The sequence below is a fragment of the Pseudactinotalea sp. HY158 genome (assembly GCF_009660225.1).
GTDB lineage: Bacteria > Actinomycetota > Actinomycetes > Actinomycetales > Beutenbergiaceae > HY158.
Window position 1 is genome coordinate 2,980,977 of record NZ_CP045920.1, and the last position, 16,530, is coordinate 2,997,506.

Annotated in this window: 16 protein-coding genes and 1 riboswitch; of the genes, 9 read left to right on the top strand and 7 right to left on the bottom strand. The window is 69.9% G+C overall.

Features of this window, described 5'->3' with window-relative positions; genetic code table 11:
* The first annotated feature begins 43 nt into the window (after positions 1-43).
* Together GCE65_RS13065 and GCE65_RS13070 are read left to right on the top strand one after the other, a co-directional pair.
* Positions 44-1,491 (top strand): IS3 family transposase gene (locus GCE65_RS13065; protein WP_153879282.1). Its coding sequence is split into 2 segments (ribosomal slippage): positions 44-413 and positions 413-1,491, totalling 1,449 coding nucleotides; the frame shifts between segments, so codons are not numbered across the junction.
* A 189-nt stretch (positions 1,492-1,680) separates the two neighbouring features.
* Entirely contained in the window at positions 1,681-2,169 is a 489-nt protein-coding gene (locus tag GCE65_RS13070; protein ID WP_153878702.1) for a hypothetical protein, read from the top strand.
* 12 nt (positions 2,170-2,181) lie between these two features.
* Here GCE65_RS13070 and GCE65_RS13075 read toward each other — a convergent pair whose 3' ends face one another.
* Positions 2,182-3,876, bottom strand: coding sequence for a hypothetical protein (locus GCE65_RS13075; RefSeq protein ID WP_153878703.1), 1,695 nt, complete (start codon positions 3,874-3,876; stop codon positions 2,182-2,184).
* Positions 3,877-4,018: 142 nt separating this feature from the next.
* On the opposite strand from GCE65_RS13075, the gene GCE65_RS13080 reads away from it, so the two are divergent.
* The gene (locus GCE65_RS13080; RefSeq protein WP_153878704.1) at positions 4,019-4,288 is read left to right on the top strand and encodes a hypothetical protein; all 270 of its coding nucleotides are present in this window, start codon (positions 4,019-4,021) and stop codon (positions 4,286-4,288) included.
* A 12-nt stretch (positions 4,289-4,300) separates the two neighbouring features.
* Here the strand turns inward: GCE65_RS13080 and GCE65_RS13085 are convergent, their stop codons facing one another.
* Together GCE65_RS13085 and GCE65_RS13090 are read right to left on the bottom strand one after the other, a co-directional pair.
* Positions 4,301-5,110 (bottom strand): exodeoxyribonuclease III, encoded by an 810-nt coding sequence (locus tag GCE65_RS13085; RefSeq protein WP_153878705.1) that lies wholly within the window; start codon positions 5,108-5,110, stop codon positions 4,301-4,303.
* A gap of 156 nt (positions 5,111-5,266) precedes the next feature.
* Entirely contained in the window at positions 5,267-7,588 is a 2,322-nt protein-coding gene (locus GCE65_RS13090; protein ID WP_153878706.1) for a glycoside hydrolase family 3 N-terminal domain-containing protein, read from the bottom strand.
* Between the two features lie 455 nt (positions 7,589-8,043).
* Between GCE65_RS13090 and GCE65_RS13095 the strand changes: the two genes are divergently transcribed.
* The 3 genes from GCE65_RS13095 to GCE65_RS13105 are packed head-to-tail and all read left to right on the top strand — an operon-like array spanning position 8,044 to position 10,654.
* Positions 8,044-8,937 (top strand): MetQ/NlpA family ABC transporter substrate-binding protein, encoded by an 894-nt coding sequence (locus tag GCE65_RS13095; protein ID WP_153878707.1) that lies wholly within the window; start codon positions 8,044-8,046, stop codon positions 8,935-8,937.
* 11 nt (positions 8,938-8,948) lie between these two features.
* Positions 8,949-10,001 (top strand): methionine ABC transporter ATP-binding protein, encoded by a 1,053-nt coding sequence (locus GCE65_RS13100; RefSeq protein WP_153878708.1) that lies wholly within the window; start codon positions 8,949-8,951, stop codon positions 9,999-10,001.
* 11 nt (positions 10,002-10,012) lie between these two features.
* Positions 10,013-10,654, top strand: coding sequence for a methionine ABC transporter permease (locus GCE65_RS13105; RefSeq protein ID WP_153879283.1), 642 nt, complete (start codon positions 10,013-10,015; stop codon positions 10,652-10,654).
* A gap of 80 nt (positions 10,655-10,734) precedes the next feature.
* Here GCE65_RS13105 and GCE65_RS13110 read toward each other — a convergent pair whose 3' ends face one another.
* Together GCE65_RS13110 and glyA are read right to left on the bottom strand one after the other, a co-directional pair.
* Positions 10,735-11,601, bottom strand: a complete 867-nt coding sequence (locus GCE65_RS13110; RefSeq protein WP_228759953.1) for a bifunctional 5,10-methylenetetrahydrofolate dehydrogenase/5,10-methenyltetrahydrofolate cyclohydrolase — start codon at positions 11,599-11,601, stop codon at positions 10,735-10,737.
* On the bottom strand, positions 11,598-12,860 hold the full coding sequence (gene glyA, locus GCE65_RS13115) for a serine hydroxymethyltransferase (protein WP_152910341.1): 1,263 nt from the start codon (positions 12,858-12,860) through the stop codon (positions 11,598-11,600). The genes GCE65_RS13110 and glyA overlap by 4 nt, the downstream gene beginning before the upstream one ends.
* Before the next feature lie 91 nt (positions 12,861-12,951).
* Positions 12,952-13,036: riboswitch (ZMP/ZTP riboswitch) on the bottom strand.
* A gap of 181 nt (positions 13,037-13,217) precedes the next feature.
* On the opposite strand from glyA, the gene GCE65_RS13120 reads away from it, so the two are divergent.
* Complete coding sequence (locus GCE65_RS13120) at positions 13,218-14,129, top strand: IS982 family transposase (RefSeq protein ID WP_153877139.1); 912 nt, start codon at positions 13,218-13,220, stop codon at positions 14,127-14,129.
* A gap of 31 nt (positions 14,130-14,160) precedes the next feature.
* Positions 14,161-14,460 (top strand): MTH1187 family thiamine-binding protein, encoded by a 300-nt coding sequence (locus GCE65_RS13125; RefSeq protein ID WP_152910332.1) that lies wholly within the window; start codon positions 14,161-14,163, stop codon positions 14,458-14,460.
* A gap of 15 nt (positions 14,461-14,475) precedes the next feature.
* Here the strand turns inward: GCE65_RS13125 and GCE65_RS13130 are convergent, their stop codons facing one another.
* Complete coding sequence (locus GCE65_RS13130) at positions 14,476-15,021, bottom strand: hypothetical protein (RefSeq protein WP_152910333.1); 546 nt, start codon at positions 15,019-15,021, stop codon at positions 14,476-14,478.
* Between the two features lie 29 nt (positions 15,022-15,050).
* On the bottom strand, positions 15,051-15,572 hold the full coding sequence (locus GCE65_RS13135; RefSeq protein ID WP_152910334.1) for a GNAT family N-acetyltransferase: 522 nt from the start codon (positions 15,570-15,572) through the stop codon (positions 15,051-15,053).
* 59 nt (positions 15,573-15,631) lie between these two features.
* Here GCE65_RS13135 and purU point away from each other — a divergent pair, with 59 nt between their 5' ends.
* Positions 15,632-16,516: a formyltetrahydrofolate deformylase gene (gene purU, locus GCE65_RS13140; protein WP_152910343.1), complete on the top strand. Its 885-nt coding sequence runs from the start codon at positions 15,632-15,634 to the stop codon at positions 16,514-16,516.
* The last annotated feature ends 14 nt before the right edge of the window (positions 16,517-16,530 follow it).

Genomic DNA, 16,530 nt, shown 5'->3' on the forward strand with positions numbered 1-16,530 from the left:
GACTAGGAACGATCCGATGATGATGCCGAACGCGTTGAAGATGATGAACGAGAACAGTCAGGAGGACCCCGCCGGGGCTGGTCCCCGGGCCGGTGGCCCGAAGCGGCGACGGTTTACCCCGGCGCAGAAGCTCGCCCATGTCCAGGCCTACGAGCAGGCCCTGGCCGGCGGGGACGCGGGAGCGTATCTGCGCCGCGAGGGGCTGCACTCGGCCTCGATCAGCGAGTGGCGGCGGCTGCGTGATGCGGGCGTCCTCGAGGGCAAGGAGCCCGGTCAGGCGGTCGGTCGCCCGAACCGGGAGCAGGCCGAGATCGGACGGCTGCGCAGGCAGTTGGAGGTGACCCAGAACGAGTTGGACCAGACCCGTACTGCCCTGGAGATCATGGGAAAAACACACGCGCTCTTGGAGCAGATCTCCAAGAGCGCGCAGGACGGGCACGGGCCCACGAAGCGCTGATGGCCACCCACGAGGAGCTCACCGGTGCCGGCATCACCACCCGTGAGGCGGCACGCCTGACGGGCATCTCCCGGGCCACGGCCGCTCGCCACGGCAAGGCCCGCCCGGCGCCGACCCCACTTGATCGGGCCGATCCGGTCAATAGGCTCTCGTGTGCCGAGCGCGAGGTCGTGTTGGAGGTCCTGGATAGCCCGGAATTCGTTGACTCCACGCCGATGCAGGTCTACGCCACATTGCTCGAACGAGGGGTCTACCTGTGCTCGGTGTCCACGATGTACCGGATCCTGCGTGAGGACGACCAGGTAGTCGATCGTCGCCGGCAGGCCCGTCACCCCGCCCGGACGGTCCCCGAGCTCGTGGCCACCGGCCCCGGCCAGGTCTATACGTGGGACATCACGAAACTGCCCGGACCGGCCAAGGGCGTCTACTACGACGCCTACGTCATGCTCGACATCTACTCGCGCTATATCGTCGGGGCCATCGTCCACGCCCGTGAAAGTGGCCCGCTGGCCGAGGAGATGATGCGCGAGGTCTTCGGCATCCACGGCATCCCCCACGTCGTCCACGCCGACCGCGGCACCTCGATGACCTCGAAATCGGTCGCTGTACTGCTGGAGGACCTGCAAGTCACCCGTTCACACTCACGCCCGCGGGTCTCCAACGACAACCCGTACTCGGAATCACTGTTCAAGACCGCCAAGTACAGCCCCACGTTCCCCGAACGGTTCGGATCCCTGGACGATGCCCGCGCCTGGATGGCCGAGTTCACCGAGTGGTACAACCACGAACACCACCATTCCGGGATCGGGCTCCACACCCCCGCAGACGTCCACTACGGCCACGCCGATCAGATCGCGACCGACCGTCAGGCCACCCTCGCCGCCGCGCGCGCTGCCCACCCCCAACGCTTCTCGACCAACCACGCCCCGAAGATCCTCGACCTACCCACAGCGGCCTGGATCAACCAGCCCGACGATGAACACGACCAATCGACCAAGGAGGACTCGAACCCGGCCTACGAACAGGCCGCATAACAGGGCACTGGCCTCGTACACCTTGACAACTTCCGCCCGACCGGCGGGCCCACCTGCACCTGCAACCTCGCCAGCCTGTGCCGCCGGCACCACCGCTGGAAGACGCATAATCATCCCGGGCAGCCGCAGGGGCGCGGCTCGTGGTCCTACGTCACGCTCGGACCCGGAACCTACTACTGGACCGGCCCCATGGGCCTACGCTTCCTACGCACCCCGACCGGCACCACCGAGGTCACCGACCAGGCCTGGCACCGCCACGACCTCGCCGCACTCCAGGGCCCCGGCGCGCTCCAGGACCTCGGCGCCCTCCAGGACCTCGAGGCGCTCCCGGACTCCGGCGCGATTCCAGGCCCCCATGCCATTCCCGGCCGCGAGCCGCGCCCGGATCGCCCGGACCATCAGACTGTCCCGGGCCACGAGACTCTCCCGGGACTCGAGGCCAACACGGCGCTCGACGCACGCCAGAACCCCGCCGCTCACACGGATCTCGAAGCTCACCTGGGGCACCCGAACACAGCGGCAGGACCCGACTCGCGGGCCCGCCGCGACGACCTCGATGAGGCCTTCATGGACGCACTCGACTACGAATACGGCAATGCCGACAGTGACGTCGACCCCAGCGAAGCCGACCTCGAGGCAATCCTCGCCAACCGGCCCCCGCAGCCGCCCGTCGTGTAGGACGCCGGCGGCTCAGGAGGCGAGGCGACGCCGCAGCACCACGGTGGTGGCCCCGGCGAGACCCAGGACCCCCGCGACGAGCAGCGCCGTGCCCCCGAACCCGGTGACGGCGAGATCGTCGGGCGTACCCGCGGGCCCGGCCGGATTCTCACCGGTCGAACCAGCGGCGGGTCCGCGTGCATCGTCGGCGGCGTCGGCAGCAGCACCATCGTCACCCTGGCCCGCCACCGCGTCGGCCGCCTGAGCATCCGCGGTCCCGCCCTGGGCATCCGCGGTTCCGCCCTGGGCATCCGCAGCCCCACCCTGGGCGTCCGCGTCGGTCCCGGCGGCGGAATCGGCATCGGCCCCGGTTCCCGCGTCGGCGCCCGCATCGGCACCGGTACCTGCGTCGGCACCGGAGTCCGCGTCAGCACCGGAGTCCGCGTCGGCCCCCGAGTCGGTGTCGGAGCCGTCGCCCGGCTGAGCAGAATCGGGCCGGATGAGGTTGTGGGAGAGGTAGAGCATGACCTCGGCGGGCGCCGGTGCCGGACCGAACTCGTTGCCGTCGACGTTGACGCCGTGGCCGAAGTCCCAGATCGAGACGCCGCGGAACAACGGGTCGTCGTCTATGTCGTTCGCGTGCATCGCCTCCGTGGCCGCCTTCGTGTAGTCGAGCATCGGGTATCCGGGCACCCCCTCGACGTCGGGCTCGCAGCCGGCGCCGTCGCACGTCGTGTACTCGTTCGACGACGCCGAAGCGGGGATGCCGAAGCCGTAGGGGATATCCGACTCGGCGGCCCAGGCCTTCATGTCGGCCACCTCGCGTGCGACGGTCTCGGTGTAGGCGGGCAGGCCGTCGAGCTTGCCCGGGCCGCGGTTGTTCAGGTTGTACAGGGAGGCGACCATGTAGCCGTTCCCGCGAGCGCTCACGATGTCCTGGACGTTCGCGGCGCTGTCGGTGCCGGGCTCGATGGCGTCGGCGAAGGTGAAGAACGAGAAGAAGCGCCCCTGGGGGTGTGTCTCGTCGACACAGCCCCACGGGTCCGTGCCGTCGGTGCCGGCGAAGTTCTCCGCGATCTGCAGGTAGAAGTAGTACTGCCCGTTCTTCGTGGACACATCGAAGGGTTCGAGGTCGAATTGGATCCCGTCGATGCCCGGGTCCCCGCAGAGCAGTTCGGCTGCGGTATCGGCGTAGCCGCGGGCGAGTTCCTCGGACAGGTCGTCGAAATTGGTGAGGTAGCCGTCCGGGCCGATCCGGCCGTCGATGATCGGGGAGACGAGCACGGGCGTCTCCTCGCCGTCCGTGCCCTCGATCGGGTCGAGGTCGCGCGCGTACGCCGCGGTCGAGCGCCGGCCCTGGGCATCGGGTCCGTAGTACACATGCAGGTCGTCCAGGGTGCAGTTCGCCGCAACCGCGTCGGGGCAGTAGGTCTCCATGTCGGTGGCGTAGCTGAACACCTCGCCGATCTCGTTGCCGGGTGTCGCCACCGCGTTGTACTCGTTGACGAGGTCGACCCACATCCCGGCCTGGAACTCCCCCGCCTCGTCGCGGTCGTACATCCACACCGAATTGGCCCGCGGCGGGAACTGGTCGGCGACGGGCGCCTCCGCGTCGGGTGCGGCCCAGGCGGGGAACGCGAGAGCGACGAGGAGAGCCGCGCCGCCCCCGGTCGCCAGGGCCACGCGCAGACGCCGCGGGCGGGCCTCGGAGTCGGTCGGTCGCTTCATGGCACGGGCCTCACAATCCTCATCGATCCTGCTCGCCGGACGACATTGCGCGGCGAGGACTGTGCCAATCTATGACTGGCGGTGCTCGTGTACAAGGCCGCGTGGAGGATCGACCGGCACGTGCCGTGGTGAGGAGTGGGACATGAGCGAGGAGTCGAACATCGGGCGCCATCGGCTGCTCATGCCCGGAACAGCGGCCGTTGTGAGCGCGGTCGCGCTCGTCCTGCTCGGTCGCTGGTCGATCTTCGTGGGCCACCTGCTCACGGTGGCCGCGGTCCTCGCCTCGCTTGCGCTCCTCGTGCCCAATCCCGCCGCCCCGCGGCCGGTCCGGGTGCGCCGCGTCTCCGCCGGTGTGCTCACCGGCGGCCTGATCGCCGCCGCCGTGTGGCTCGTCGTCGTGCTCGTGCGCTGAGCCGCGGGCGAACTATATGTCGAGGCGGGCGCGGACCGGGGCGTGGTCGGAGATGCGGACGTCGTAGCTCGGCTCGCGGTCGACGGTCACGTCGCGCACCTCGGCGGCCGTACCCGGGTCGGCCAGCAGGTAGTCGATGCGCCAGCCGGCGTCGTTGTCGAAGGCCTTCCCGCGATAGGACCACCACGTGTACGGCCCGGCGACGTCGCCGGCGTGCGCTCGGCCGAGATCGACCCAGCCCGCGCCTGAGAACCAGCGGGTGAGATAGGCGCGCTCCTCCGGCAGGAAGCCGGAGCTCTTGAGGTTGCCCTTCCAGTTCTTGATGTCCCGCTCGGTGTGCCCGATGTTCAGGTCGCCGCCGATGATCAGCCGGCGCCCGTCGAGCTCGGCCAGCTCCCGCAGCTGGGCCATGCGCTTCTCCATGACGTCGAGGAAGCCGTACTTGAGGGCCATGTGCTCCGGCTCGTCCGCGGTCCCGGTGTGCACGTACACGCTCACGACCGTGGCATGCCTGCCGTCCGGGGTGAGCAGGTCCGCCTCGATCCAACGTCCGCCACTCGCGGGGGCCGCGCCCTCGAGCCCGATGCGGACCGCCTCGACCGGCCGGCGGGTGGCGATGGCCACGCCCGCCCTCCCCTTCGCGGGGGCCTCGGCGTGGACGACGTGCCAGCCGTCCCCGAGGTGATCGGTGAGGATCGACGTCTCCGCCCGGACCTCCTGCAGGAGCAGCACGTCCGGATCCTGGGTGTCGATCCATCCCTGCAGGCCGCGCCGGTAGGCGGCCCGGACCCCGTTGACGTTGACGGTGGCGATACTGAACATGCCCCCATCAAATCGTCAGAGCGGCGCGGCCCGAAATTTCGTGACCTGGACCACAGCACAGTCCGGTGCAGGGCAGACGGCCGTGAGGTCGCGCCCGATGGATCGAGGATCCACGGTGCGCGACCTCACGTCGTTCTCGGGCGTGCGGTCAGCCGATCAGCTCACCCTGCTCGCACTGCGACGGCGCACCCCGAGGAGCACCGCTCCCCCGACGGCGAGCATGGCCAGCGCCGCGACCAGCATTCCCGATGCGTCCGCACCGGTGTCTGGCATCGCGTCCCCGCCCTGTGCCGTGCCCGTCGGCTGACCGCCGGGCCCGTCGGATGTGTCCGAACCGTCGGTCGGCTCGTCCGTCGGATCGCCCGTGGGCTCGTCCGTCGGTTCATCGGTCGGCTCATCGGTCGGATCGTCCGTCGGTGGTTCGGTCGGGCCGGCGTCGAAGGTGTGCGACCACTCGGTCACCGCATCGTCGGCGAACTCGAACCATTCGAGTGCCTCGGCCGTGACGGTCACGTCACCGCTGCCAGGGTGTGTGCCCGGCTCGAGTGCCTCGCCGTCGAGCAGATACTGCACGCCCTCGACGTCGGGGATGGTCACGGTGTCGTTCGCGGTGCCCGGCTCGTCGGTGAAGGTCGGCGCCTCCGGGGTCGCGGTCATCATGTACCGCATGCCGAAGCCGAGCGGAAGGAGCACGTCGGAGCCGTCGGCCGTGGGAACGTCGACCGGGAGCTTCCCGCTCGGGTTGATGTCGCCGGCGAGTGCGGCCGTCACGGCCGCGAAGCTCGGGATCTGCCAGCTGTACTGGTTGATCACGGCGGCGGCACCCGGAAAGACGTTGATGTCGTAGGGGTTCCGGGTGGCGATGACCACGACCGGCTTGCCGGTGTCCACGAGGTCGGCGACCATCGCCTGCTGGGCGCTGTTCCCACTCGCGTTGTTCGAGGTGAAGAGCACGACGTCGATCGCATCGTCCTCGGCCGCGGCGACGGCCCGGGCACGATACTCGGCGGACGGCGAGGAGCCGTTCTCGAGCTCCTCGGTCACCGTGAATCCTCGCTCCTCGAGCATCGGCGTCATCCGCTCGGGCCAGCCGGACCCGGCACCGACCATGAGCACATGGTCGGAGTCGACGTCGAGCGGGAGCACGGCGCCGTCGTTGCGCAGCAGGGTGAGCGAGCGCTCGCTGATCTCCTTGGCCACCGCGAGGTTCTCGCTCGAACCGACGAGGTCCGCGGCGGCGCCCGCATCGACCATCGGGTTCTCCCAGACACCCCGGTCGAGCTTCCAGTGCAGGATCCGCGTGACCGAGTCCTCGAGGTCGGCACGGCTGAGATCACCGGCATTCACAGCATCGAGCACACCCTGGATCGCGGCGTCGACGTCCGGGGAGTTGAGCAGGATGTCCGAGCCGGCCTCGACCGCGAGAGCGGCGATATCACCGTCGTCGAGCGGGTTGCCGGGAATGTTCTTGAGCGCGTCCATGTCGAGGGCGTCGGTCGTGATCAGCCCGTCGAAGCCGAGTTCATCGCGCAGCAGCCCGGTGAGCACCTTCTTCGAGAGCGTGCCCGGCATGTCCGGGTCGATCGCCTCGACGATGATGTGGGCGGTCATGATCATGTCGACGCCGGCGTCGATCGCGGCCTCGAAGGGCTCGAGGTGCGTGTTCAGGGTCGCGCGATCGTACGTGACGATCGGCAGGCCGGTGTGGGAGTCCGTGGCCGTATCCCCATGACCGGGGAAGTGCTTGGCCGTTGCCGCCATGCCCTGTTCCTGCATACCGTTGATCTGCGCGACGCCGAGCTCCGAGACCGCATCGGGATCGGAGCCCATCGACCGCACGCCGATGACGGGGTTGTCCGGGTTCGTGTTGAGGTCGACGCTCGGGGCGAAGTCGACGTTGATGCCCATGGCGGTCATCTCCTTCGCGAGGACCGCCCCTTGGTCATAGGCGAGGCCCGCGTCGAAGGTCGCGCCGAGGGCCATGTTGCCCGGGAACACCGTGGCCGGGGAGCCGACCCGGGCGACGATGCCGCCCTCCTGGTCGATCGTCACGGCGAGCGGGATCCCCGATCCGTCCTCCCCGACGGACGCCTCCTGCAAGCCATTCGAAAGTTCGGCGGTGCCGACGGGATCGTGCTCGACCACAGGATTCGACCAGGCGAAGTAGAGCACACCGCCGAGGTCGTACTTCTCCACGACCTCGGCCGGCGTGTCGACGCCGTAGCGGGCCTGATTCTCGGACTTCATCGAGTCGTCGTCGGCGGAGTTGCCGTAGACGTGGGTCCAGGTCATCTGACCGATGAGCTCCTCGAGGCTCATGTCTGCGACAATCTGGGCGATCGCATCCGCGTCGCTGGGCGGATCGATGGCGGCCTGGGCCGGCAGCATCGTGGCCGCCACGAGACCGCCCGCCGCGAGCGCGGCGAGGCAGGCACGCGTACCGGTCGCGCGACCGGCCCGTCGAAGTGTTCGGGACACCGTTGTTCCTCCTGTGTTGGGTGAGTCGCACCGTTCCGGACCGGCAACCGTGCGCAGCACGGAACGTTGATGAAAATATCTGTTGCCAGATCACTACTGGTCGTAAAGATATTTCGGACCTGACATTACGGCGCCTGCCGCCGCTACGCAAGGGGAGCGACGTCGTCCACATGCTGAACACTTGCGGCGGCCCACGAGCACGCCGACTCGCGCCCATGCACAATGGCACCCGTGTCCACCTCGATCGTCCTGCGCGCATCCCTTCGGCCCTCCCCGGGCCGAATGATGCGAATGTGCGCCTGAACCACGCCTCCCCCGCGCCCATCTGAGCGGCGCATCGGGTCGTCCCCCACCCGCACCGACCCGCCAGGCCCGTGAGCACGACCGCTGCCGCGAGCCGTCCCGCCCCGAACGGCGGCCCATCCGCGCCGCCCCAGCACGAAGGAACCACACCCATGTCCCCCCTCCGCCTCAAGCACGCCGCACTCGCCTCCCTCCTCACCGCCGGCGCCCTCGCCCTGACCGCCTGCGGCAGCGATGCCCCCGCCGCGGCCTCGACCGGCAGCAGCGACGACCCGATCCGGATCGGCGTGGTCACGGCCGCCGAGGACTACTGGGACACGTTCACCGACCTCGCGGCCGCCGAGGGGATCAGCGTCGAGTTCGTCAACTTCACCGACTACCAGCTGCCCAACCAGGCGCTCACCGACGGCGAGCTCGACCTCAACCAGTTCCAGCACCTGCTCTTCCTCGCCCAGTACAACGCGAAGGCCGACGGCGACCTCGTGGCGATCGCCTCGACCGCCGTCTACCCGCTCGGCATCTACTCGACCGAGCACGCCACCATCGAGGAGATCCCCGACGGCGGCGAGGTCGCCATCCCCAACGACGCCACGAACCAGGCCCGTGCGCTCCTCGTGCTCCAGGAGGCCGGGCTGATCGAGCTCGCCGGCGGCGGGAACGCCTTCTCCGCCCCGAGCGACGTGCTCGACTCCTCCCGGGTGAGCGTCACCCCCGTCGACGCCGCCCAGACCCCGCTCGCGCTCGAGGACGTCGACGCCTCGATCATCAACAACGACTTCGTGGGCAAGGCCGGCCTGAGCGCCGACGACGCGCTCTTCTCCGACGACCCCGAGTCCGACGCCGCCGCCCCCTACATCAACATCTGGGCGGCCCGGGCCGGCGACGCCGACAACCCGACCTTCGCCAAGCTCGCCGAGATCTACCACGACGCGACCGTCGAGGCCGGCGTGCAGGAGGTCGCCGGCGGCACCGCGGCCTTCCTCGACAAGGCCCCGGCCGCGCTGGCGGACATCCTGACCGGGCTGCAGACCGACATCGACGGCTGAGTCGCCCAGCCATGACCGACACCATCATCCGCCTCGAGCGCGTGAGCAAGTCCTTCGGCGCACTGCGCGCCGTCGACGAGGTCTCCCTCGAGATCCACGCCGGGGAGATCTTCGGGGTCATCGGCCACTCGGGGGCGGGCAAGAGCACCCTCGTGCGACTCATCAACGCCCTCGAGCGGCACGATGCCGGCGAGCTCACCGTCGCCGGCGAGCCGCTCTCGCCGCTGAGCGAGACGCGGCTGCGCGGGGTCCGGGCCGGGATCGGCATGATCTTCCAGCACTTCAACCTGCTCGGCTCGCGCACCGTCGCCGCGAACGTGGCCTATCCGCTCGAGGTAGCGGGCTGGCCGCGGGCCCGGCGCCGGGCGCGGGTGGCCGAGCTGCTCGAGTTCGTGGGGCTGTCCGACAAGGCACGCGCGTATCCCGCGAAGCTCTCCGGTGGCCAGAAGCAGCGCGTGGGCATCGCCCGGGCGCTCGCGACCAGCCCGCGGATCCTGCTCGCCGACGAGCCCACCAGTGCGCTCGACCCGGAGACGACCGCCGACGTGCTCTCCCTGCTGCAACGGGTCAACGCCGAGCTGGGCATCACGGTCGTCGTCATCACCCACGAGATGGACGTCGTGCGCGCGATCTGCGACCGGGTGGCGGTCATGGACTCGGGCCGCGTGGTCGAGACCGGCCCCACCTACGACGTGTTCACGCGCCCGCGGGCGCCCATGACCCGCACGTTCGTCGCCTCCACCCGGCGCGACCGGCCCTCGGCCGAGGTGGTCGAGCGGCTGCGCGCCCGCCACACGGGTCGGCTTCTCACGCTCGGTGTGGACGACGAGACTCGCTCGAGCGTTCGCCTCCAGTCGGTCCTCGGCCGGCACGACGTGGCCGCCACCCTCGTCTACGGCGGCATCACGGAGGTGTCCGGACGGCCGTCCGGTTCGCTCACCTACGAGCTGACCGGGCCCGGCGTGGCCGGGGCCGTGGCCGAGCTGCGCGGACTGACGGACGTCGAGGACTGGGGAGCGACGTCGTCCACAAGCGGTTCCGGAGCATCGGAGGTGCGCCCGTGACGGCCGGCGACATGGCGCCGCTGCTGCTCGAGGCCCTCGGGCAGACGGCCTACATGGTCCTCATCACCCTCGCCGCGGGCGGCGTCGTCGGACTCGCGCTCGGGATCGGGCTGTACGTGACGCGCAGCGGGAACCTGCTCGCGAACCGGGCCACCTTCACGATCCTCAACCTGGGCGTGAACATCGTGCGGCCGATCCCGTTCCTCATCTTCCTCGTGGCGCTCGGGCCGCTGACCAAGCTGGTGACCGGGCGGATCATCGGGATCGAGGCGTTCACGTTCGCGATGTGCTTCATGGCCGCGTTCGTGTTCTCCCGGCTCGTGGAGCAGAACCTGCTGTCGATCGACCCGGGCGTGGTCGAGGCGGCGCGCGCGATGGGCGCCTCGCCGCTGCGGATCATCCTCACCGTGCTCATCCCCGAGGCGCTCGCCCCGCTCATCCTCGGGTACACGTTCCTGTTCGTCGGCGTGCTCGACATGTCGGCGATCGGCGGGTACCTCGGCGCCGGTGGGCTCGGCGACGTCGCGATCGTGTACGGCTACCAGCAGTACGACTGGGCCGTGACCGCGACCGTCGTGGTGATCATCGTGATCATCGTCCAGCTCGTGCAGTGGCTCGGGAACTCGCTGGCGAAACGGGCGCTGCGGCGCTGAGTCGAATCACTCGTCGAGAACGACCTTGTGGTCGGGAATCGCGCGATTCCCGACCACAAGGTCGTTGTGAACGGCTGAGCTCAGGCCGCCAGGCCCGCCCGGCGTTCCGCGGCCTCGACCGCGTTCTTGAAGAGCATGGCGATGGTCGTCGGGCCGACCCCCCCGATCCGCGGGGTGATCGCGCCGGCGACCTGCTCGCAGGCCTCGTCGACGTCCGGCAGGAGCCTGCGCCCCTCGTAGCGGACGCCGCCGCCGATGACGGTGACGCCCGGGGTCAGGTGCTCGGGCTGGAGGATGCCGGGCACGCCCGCGGCGGCGATGACGATGTCGGCGCGGCGGGTGTAGTCGGCCCAGTCGGGCACGCCCGTGTGGACGACGGTCACCGCGGCGTTCGCGGTCGGACGTTTCTGCGAGAGCAGCAGCGCGAGCGGCCGGCCGAGCGTCGTGCCCCGGCCGAGGATGACGACGTGGCGCCCGGAGACCTCGATCTCGTAGTGGGCGAGGATCGCCTCGATGCCCGCGGGCGTGCACGGGACCGGCCCGGGCATCCCCAGGGCGAGGCGGCCCATGTTCACCGGGTGCAGGCCGTCGACGTCCTTATCGGGGTCGAGGGCGAGCAGGGCGGCGTCGAAGTCGATCTGCGGCGGGGTCGGGTGCTGGATGAGCACGGCGTCCACGTCGCTCGCCTCGTTCATGTCGGCGACCGCGGCGAGCACATCGGCCTGCGTGGCGTCGTCCCCGAGATGGATGTGCGGCGCGGTGAACCCGAGCTCGGTGGCCTTGGTCTGCTTCATCCGGATGTACCCGGCGGAGGCGGAGTCGGAGCCGACGAGGATCGTGCCCAGGCCCGGGGTGTGCCCAGCCGCGGTGAGCGCGGCGATCCGGGGCGCGAGGCCGGCGAGGACCGCGTCCGCGACCGGGCCGCCCGGCAGCATTCGAGCACTCACTGCTGCAGGCCGGGGTAGAGCGGGAACGCGCCGGTCAGCTTGGCCACGCGGGCCTTGGCCGCCTCGACGTCGGCGCCCGCGCCGGTCGCGAGCAGCCCCGCGATGATGTCGGCGACCTCGGTGAACTCCTCGTCGCCGAAGCCGCGGGAGGCGAGCGCCGGGGTGCCGATCCGCAGGCCGGAGGTGACCCGGGGCGGGCGCGGGTCGAACGGCACGGCGTTGCGGTTGACCGTGATGCCGGCCGCGTGCAGGAGGTCCTCGGCCTGCTGGCCGTCGAGGTCGGAGTGGCGCAGGTCCACGAGCACAAGGTGGACGTCGGTACCACCGGAGACGACGGACACGCCCGCCTTCTTCACGTCCTCCGCGAGCAACCGGTCGGCGATGATCCGCGCGCCCGAGATCGTGCGGGCCTGCCGCTCGCGGAAGTCCGCGCCGGCCGCGACCTTGAGGGCCGTGGCCTTCGCCGCCACGACGTGCATGAGCGGACCGCCCTGCTGGCCCGGGAAGACGGCCGAGTCGAGCTTCTTGCCGAACGTCTCACCGTCGCGGGAGAGGATGAGGCCCGAGCGGGGGCCGCCGAGCGTCTTGTGCACGGTGGTCGAGGTGACGTCCGAGAACGGTACCGGGTTCGGGTGCAGACCGGCGGCCACGAGACCCGCGAAGTGGGCCATGTCGGTCCACAGGTAGGCGCCGACCTCGTCCGCGATCGAGCGGAACGCCTCGAAGTCGAGGTGGCGGGGGTAGGCCGACCAGCCGGCGATGATGACCTTCGGCTGCTCCTCGATGGCGCGGGCACGCAGCGCGTCGTAGTCGATCAGGTGGGTGTCCTCGGCCACGCCGTAGGCGGCGACGTCGTACAGCTTGCCGGAGAAGTTGATCTTCATGCCGTGGGTCAGGTGCCCGCCGTGCGCGAGCGAGAGGCCGAGGATCTTGTCGCCCGGCTTGATGAGGGCGTGGAGCACGGCGGCGTTCGCGGTCGCACCCGAGTGCGGCTGGACGTTCGCGTAGTCGGCGCCGAAGAGGGACTTCGCGCGCTCGATCGCGAGCGACTCGGCGATGTCGACCTGCTCGCAGCCACCGTAGTAGCGGCGGCCGGGGTAGCCCTCGGCGTACTTGTTCGTCAGCACCGACCCCTGGGCCTGGAGCACGGCGCGGGGAACGAAGTTCTCCGAGGCGATCATCTCGAGGGTGTCGCGCTGGCGGACGAGCTCCCCCTCGAGCACGGCGGCGATCTCGGGATCGAGCTCGGCCAGGGGCATGTTGGCGGCGGCTTCTTGCGTCACGGGTTCTCCAAGTACGGGTCTCGACGGTGTCGACGGATGTCGATCGATCTCGGTCGGTCTCAGTCGATTCCGTGGCCCAGGCGGGCGACCACGAACTCCTTGGCATCGCTCCCCGGTGGTGATCCACCTCTGCGCCAGTCGCGATGATGCCAGTGTACAAGGAACCGGCGGCGATCCGATATGCGATCGCCGCCCACCGGCCGTGGCCGGACGCGGGAACGGTCACTAGATGAGTAATTCCAAGGGGTGTGGGCGGCGCGGCGGCTGCGCGGTGAGCGAGAAAGTGTCCAGGATCGGCGTTGTTACCCCAATCGCCGAACGTGGAGGTTCGCCGTGGACGCCGACCTGGACACCCTCGCAACTGAACTGTACGTCACGACCGATGACCTACTGAAGGCCCATCCCGAAGAATGCCCGTTGCGGCCGTTGGTGGGCCTGGCACCGCAGATCAGCGACGCCGAGCTGATCACGTTGGCGGTGATGCAGGCACTGCTGGGCCATACCAACGAGACCCGCTGGCTCCGGTACGCCCACACGCACCTGCACGCCATGTTCCCCTACATTCCGCGTCAATCGGGCTACAACAAGCGCCTGCGTGCCCTGGTCGGGACCGTGGCATGGCTGATCCGGGCGCTGGCATCCCAGACCTCCGTGTACGACGACGACGTCCTCCTGGTCGACTCCACCCCCATCGAATGCGCCCGCTCCAGGGAGACCGTGCACCGCTCGGACCTGGCCGGCTGGGCCCAGTACGGCTACTGCGCCAGCCACTCCCGCTACTTCTGGGGACTACGCCTGCACATGATCGCCACCGTCCATGGACTGCCCATTGCGTTCGCGATCACCGGCGCCAAGGCCGATGAACGCACCGTGGTCCTGGAACTCCTGCAGACCGACCAGTCCCTGGCCGGACGCGCCCGATCGATCCTGATCGGTGACAAGAACTACTTCGGCCACCAGTTCGAGACCGACCTCGCCGACCACGACATCGAACTGCTGCGCCCAGCACGCAAGGGCGAGAAACCGCGCCCGGGTGCACGGTTCTTCAAACCACTGCGCCAGACCATCGAATCGATCTTCGATACCTTCAAGGGCCAACTCGACCTCGAACGCCACCAAGGCCGCACCCCCGCCGGTGTCCTGATCCGCATCCTGCAACGCATCCTGGCCCTGACCGCCGCCATCTGGCACAACGACCGTACCGGCCAGCCCATCCGCCGCTCACTGACCGCCTACGACCACTGACCCCTTGGAATTACTCATCTAGGCTGGACGCATGCTCGTAGCGATCAGTATCAGCCCCTCCGCCGGCGACGAGACCGGGGGCGTGAGCGACGCGGTGGCCAAGGCCGTCCGGGTCATCCGCGACTCCGGCCTGCCGAACGAGACCACCGCCATGTTCACCACGATCGAGGGCGAATGGGACGAGGTCATGGCCGTGGTCAAGGCGGCCCTCGACGCGGCCGGCGAGGGCTCCCCGCGGGTCGGACTCGTGCTCAAGGCCGACATCCGGCCCGGCTTCACGAATCAGCTGACCGAGAAGGTCGACCGGGTCGAGGCCCGGCTGACCGACTGACCGGCGCGCTCCGCCTCAGCCGAACTTCACCTCGGCGACGGCGTGCTCCCGCCCCTGACCGGCCGCCTGGAGTTCGACTCGCAATTCGACGGTCTCCCCGGTGCTCGTGTCCTCGTACCGCACGAAGGTGGATCCGGCCCCGGAGTCCTCGCCGACCCGATCCCAGTGCGGGCCGCCCGGATCGGCATGACCGGTGAGCTCCTCGACCACCTCGGGGGTGGCGAGCTCGACCATCCGGTCGTGATCCCCCGACCCCCAGGCGACGATCAGGGCGTCGGCGTAGTCGGCGGCGTCGGTCGGGATGGGCGCATCGGTCCCGCCGGTCTCACTCCGTGTCGGGGTGGGCGTCGGGGTGGACGTCGGGCTCGCGGTATCGCTCTGCGAGCCCGTGGGCGCCGACTCGTTCGGCCCCGGCTCGCTCGGCGTGACCGAGGCCGGCGGTGACGCGGGCGGGGTGGGCGAGCCGCCGTCGTCCCCACTCTCACAGCCGCTCAGCGATGCGAGCAGCGCCGCGGCCAGGGCGCCGGCCGCGAGGGCGTGGCGCGTAGTGAGCGCGTGCATGAAATCCTTCCCCATCGTCGGTGCCGGGGTCAGGAGGCGGAGTCGACCTCGTGTTCAGTCTGCGCCTCATCCGGCCCGTCGCCAAGGATCTTGCGCAGGTAGGCGTAGGTGAGATCGCCGGCGTTCTGGTCGTACTGGTGCTCGAAGCCGTGCTTGTCGTACATCGCGAGGTTCTGCTTGGAGTCCTGGCCGGTGAAGACCCAGACCTCCTTCGTGTCCTCGGGCAGGTAGTGGAGCACGGCCATGAGGAGCTGGGTGCCGATCCCCTGGCCCTGCAGGTCCGGAACCACGGCGAGGCGGCCGAGCAGCGCCCGGTCCTCCTCGAGGCCCACGCGCACGGAGCCCACGAGCCGCGAGCCGGTCCACGCCCCGAGCGTGACGACGTCGGCACGATCGAGATCGGCCTCGAGCTCCGCCAGGGTCTGCGTGAGGGAGGGGATGTTCGGGTCTCCGTACAGCTGGGCCTCGGTCACGAACGCGGCCCGGCGCACCGTCAGCAGCTCGCCGGCGCAGGATTGTTCGACCAGGTCGATCCGCAGGTCTTCGCTCATGACCCCATCCTTGCACTTCGGACTCCCCCGGCGCACGGCGCAGCGCCGTGGGTGAGACGATGTCGGGCCGGGCGGCTACCCTGGCCGTTGTGACTGACAGCGCACCCCAGTGGGTCCTCACCCTCTCCTGCCCCGACCGCCCCGGGATCGTCCATGCCGTGGCCGGTGCCGTGGCCGGGATCGGCGGCAACATCACCGAGTCACAGCAGTTCGGCGATCCGGAGTCCGGGCTGTTCTTCATGCGGGTCCAGGTCGAGTCCGGTGCGGGCGAGGGGCCGCTGCGGTCGGTGCTCGAGCCGGTGGCCTCCTCGTTCGGGATGACCTGGACCCTCGACCGGGTGGGCCGGGCGATGCGCACGATCGTCATGGTCTCGACCACGGCGCACTGCCTCACCGACCTGCTCTTCCGACAGCGCTCGACCGGGCTGCCGACCGACATCGTGGCCGTCGTCTCGAACCACACGACCCTCGCGCCGATCGCCGAATTCTACGGCGTGCCGTTCCATCACATCCCCGTGACGAAGGCGACGAAGGCCGAGGCGGAGAACCGGCTGCTCGAGCTCACCGCCGAGCTGGACGCCGAGCTCGTGGTCATGGCCCGGTACATGCAGATCCTCTCGGACGACCTGTGTCGTGCCCTGCCCGGGCGGATCATCAACATCCACCACTCGTTCCTGCCCTCGTTCAAGGGCGCCCGGCCCTACGCCCAGGCGCACGCCCGCGGGGTCAAGCTCATCGGAGCGACCGCGCACTATGCGACGGCCGACCTGGACGAGGGCCCGATCATCGAGCAGGACGTCGAGCGGGTCACGCACGCGGAGGACCCGACCGAACTCATGCGGCTCGGTCAGGACGTCGAGCGCCGGGTGCTCGCCCGGGCCGTGCGCTGGCACGCCGAGCACCGGGTGCTGCTCGACGCACACCGCACGGTCGTGTTCCGGTAGCCGGCCCGCTCCGT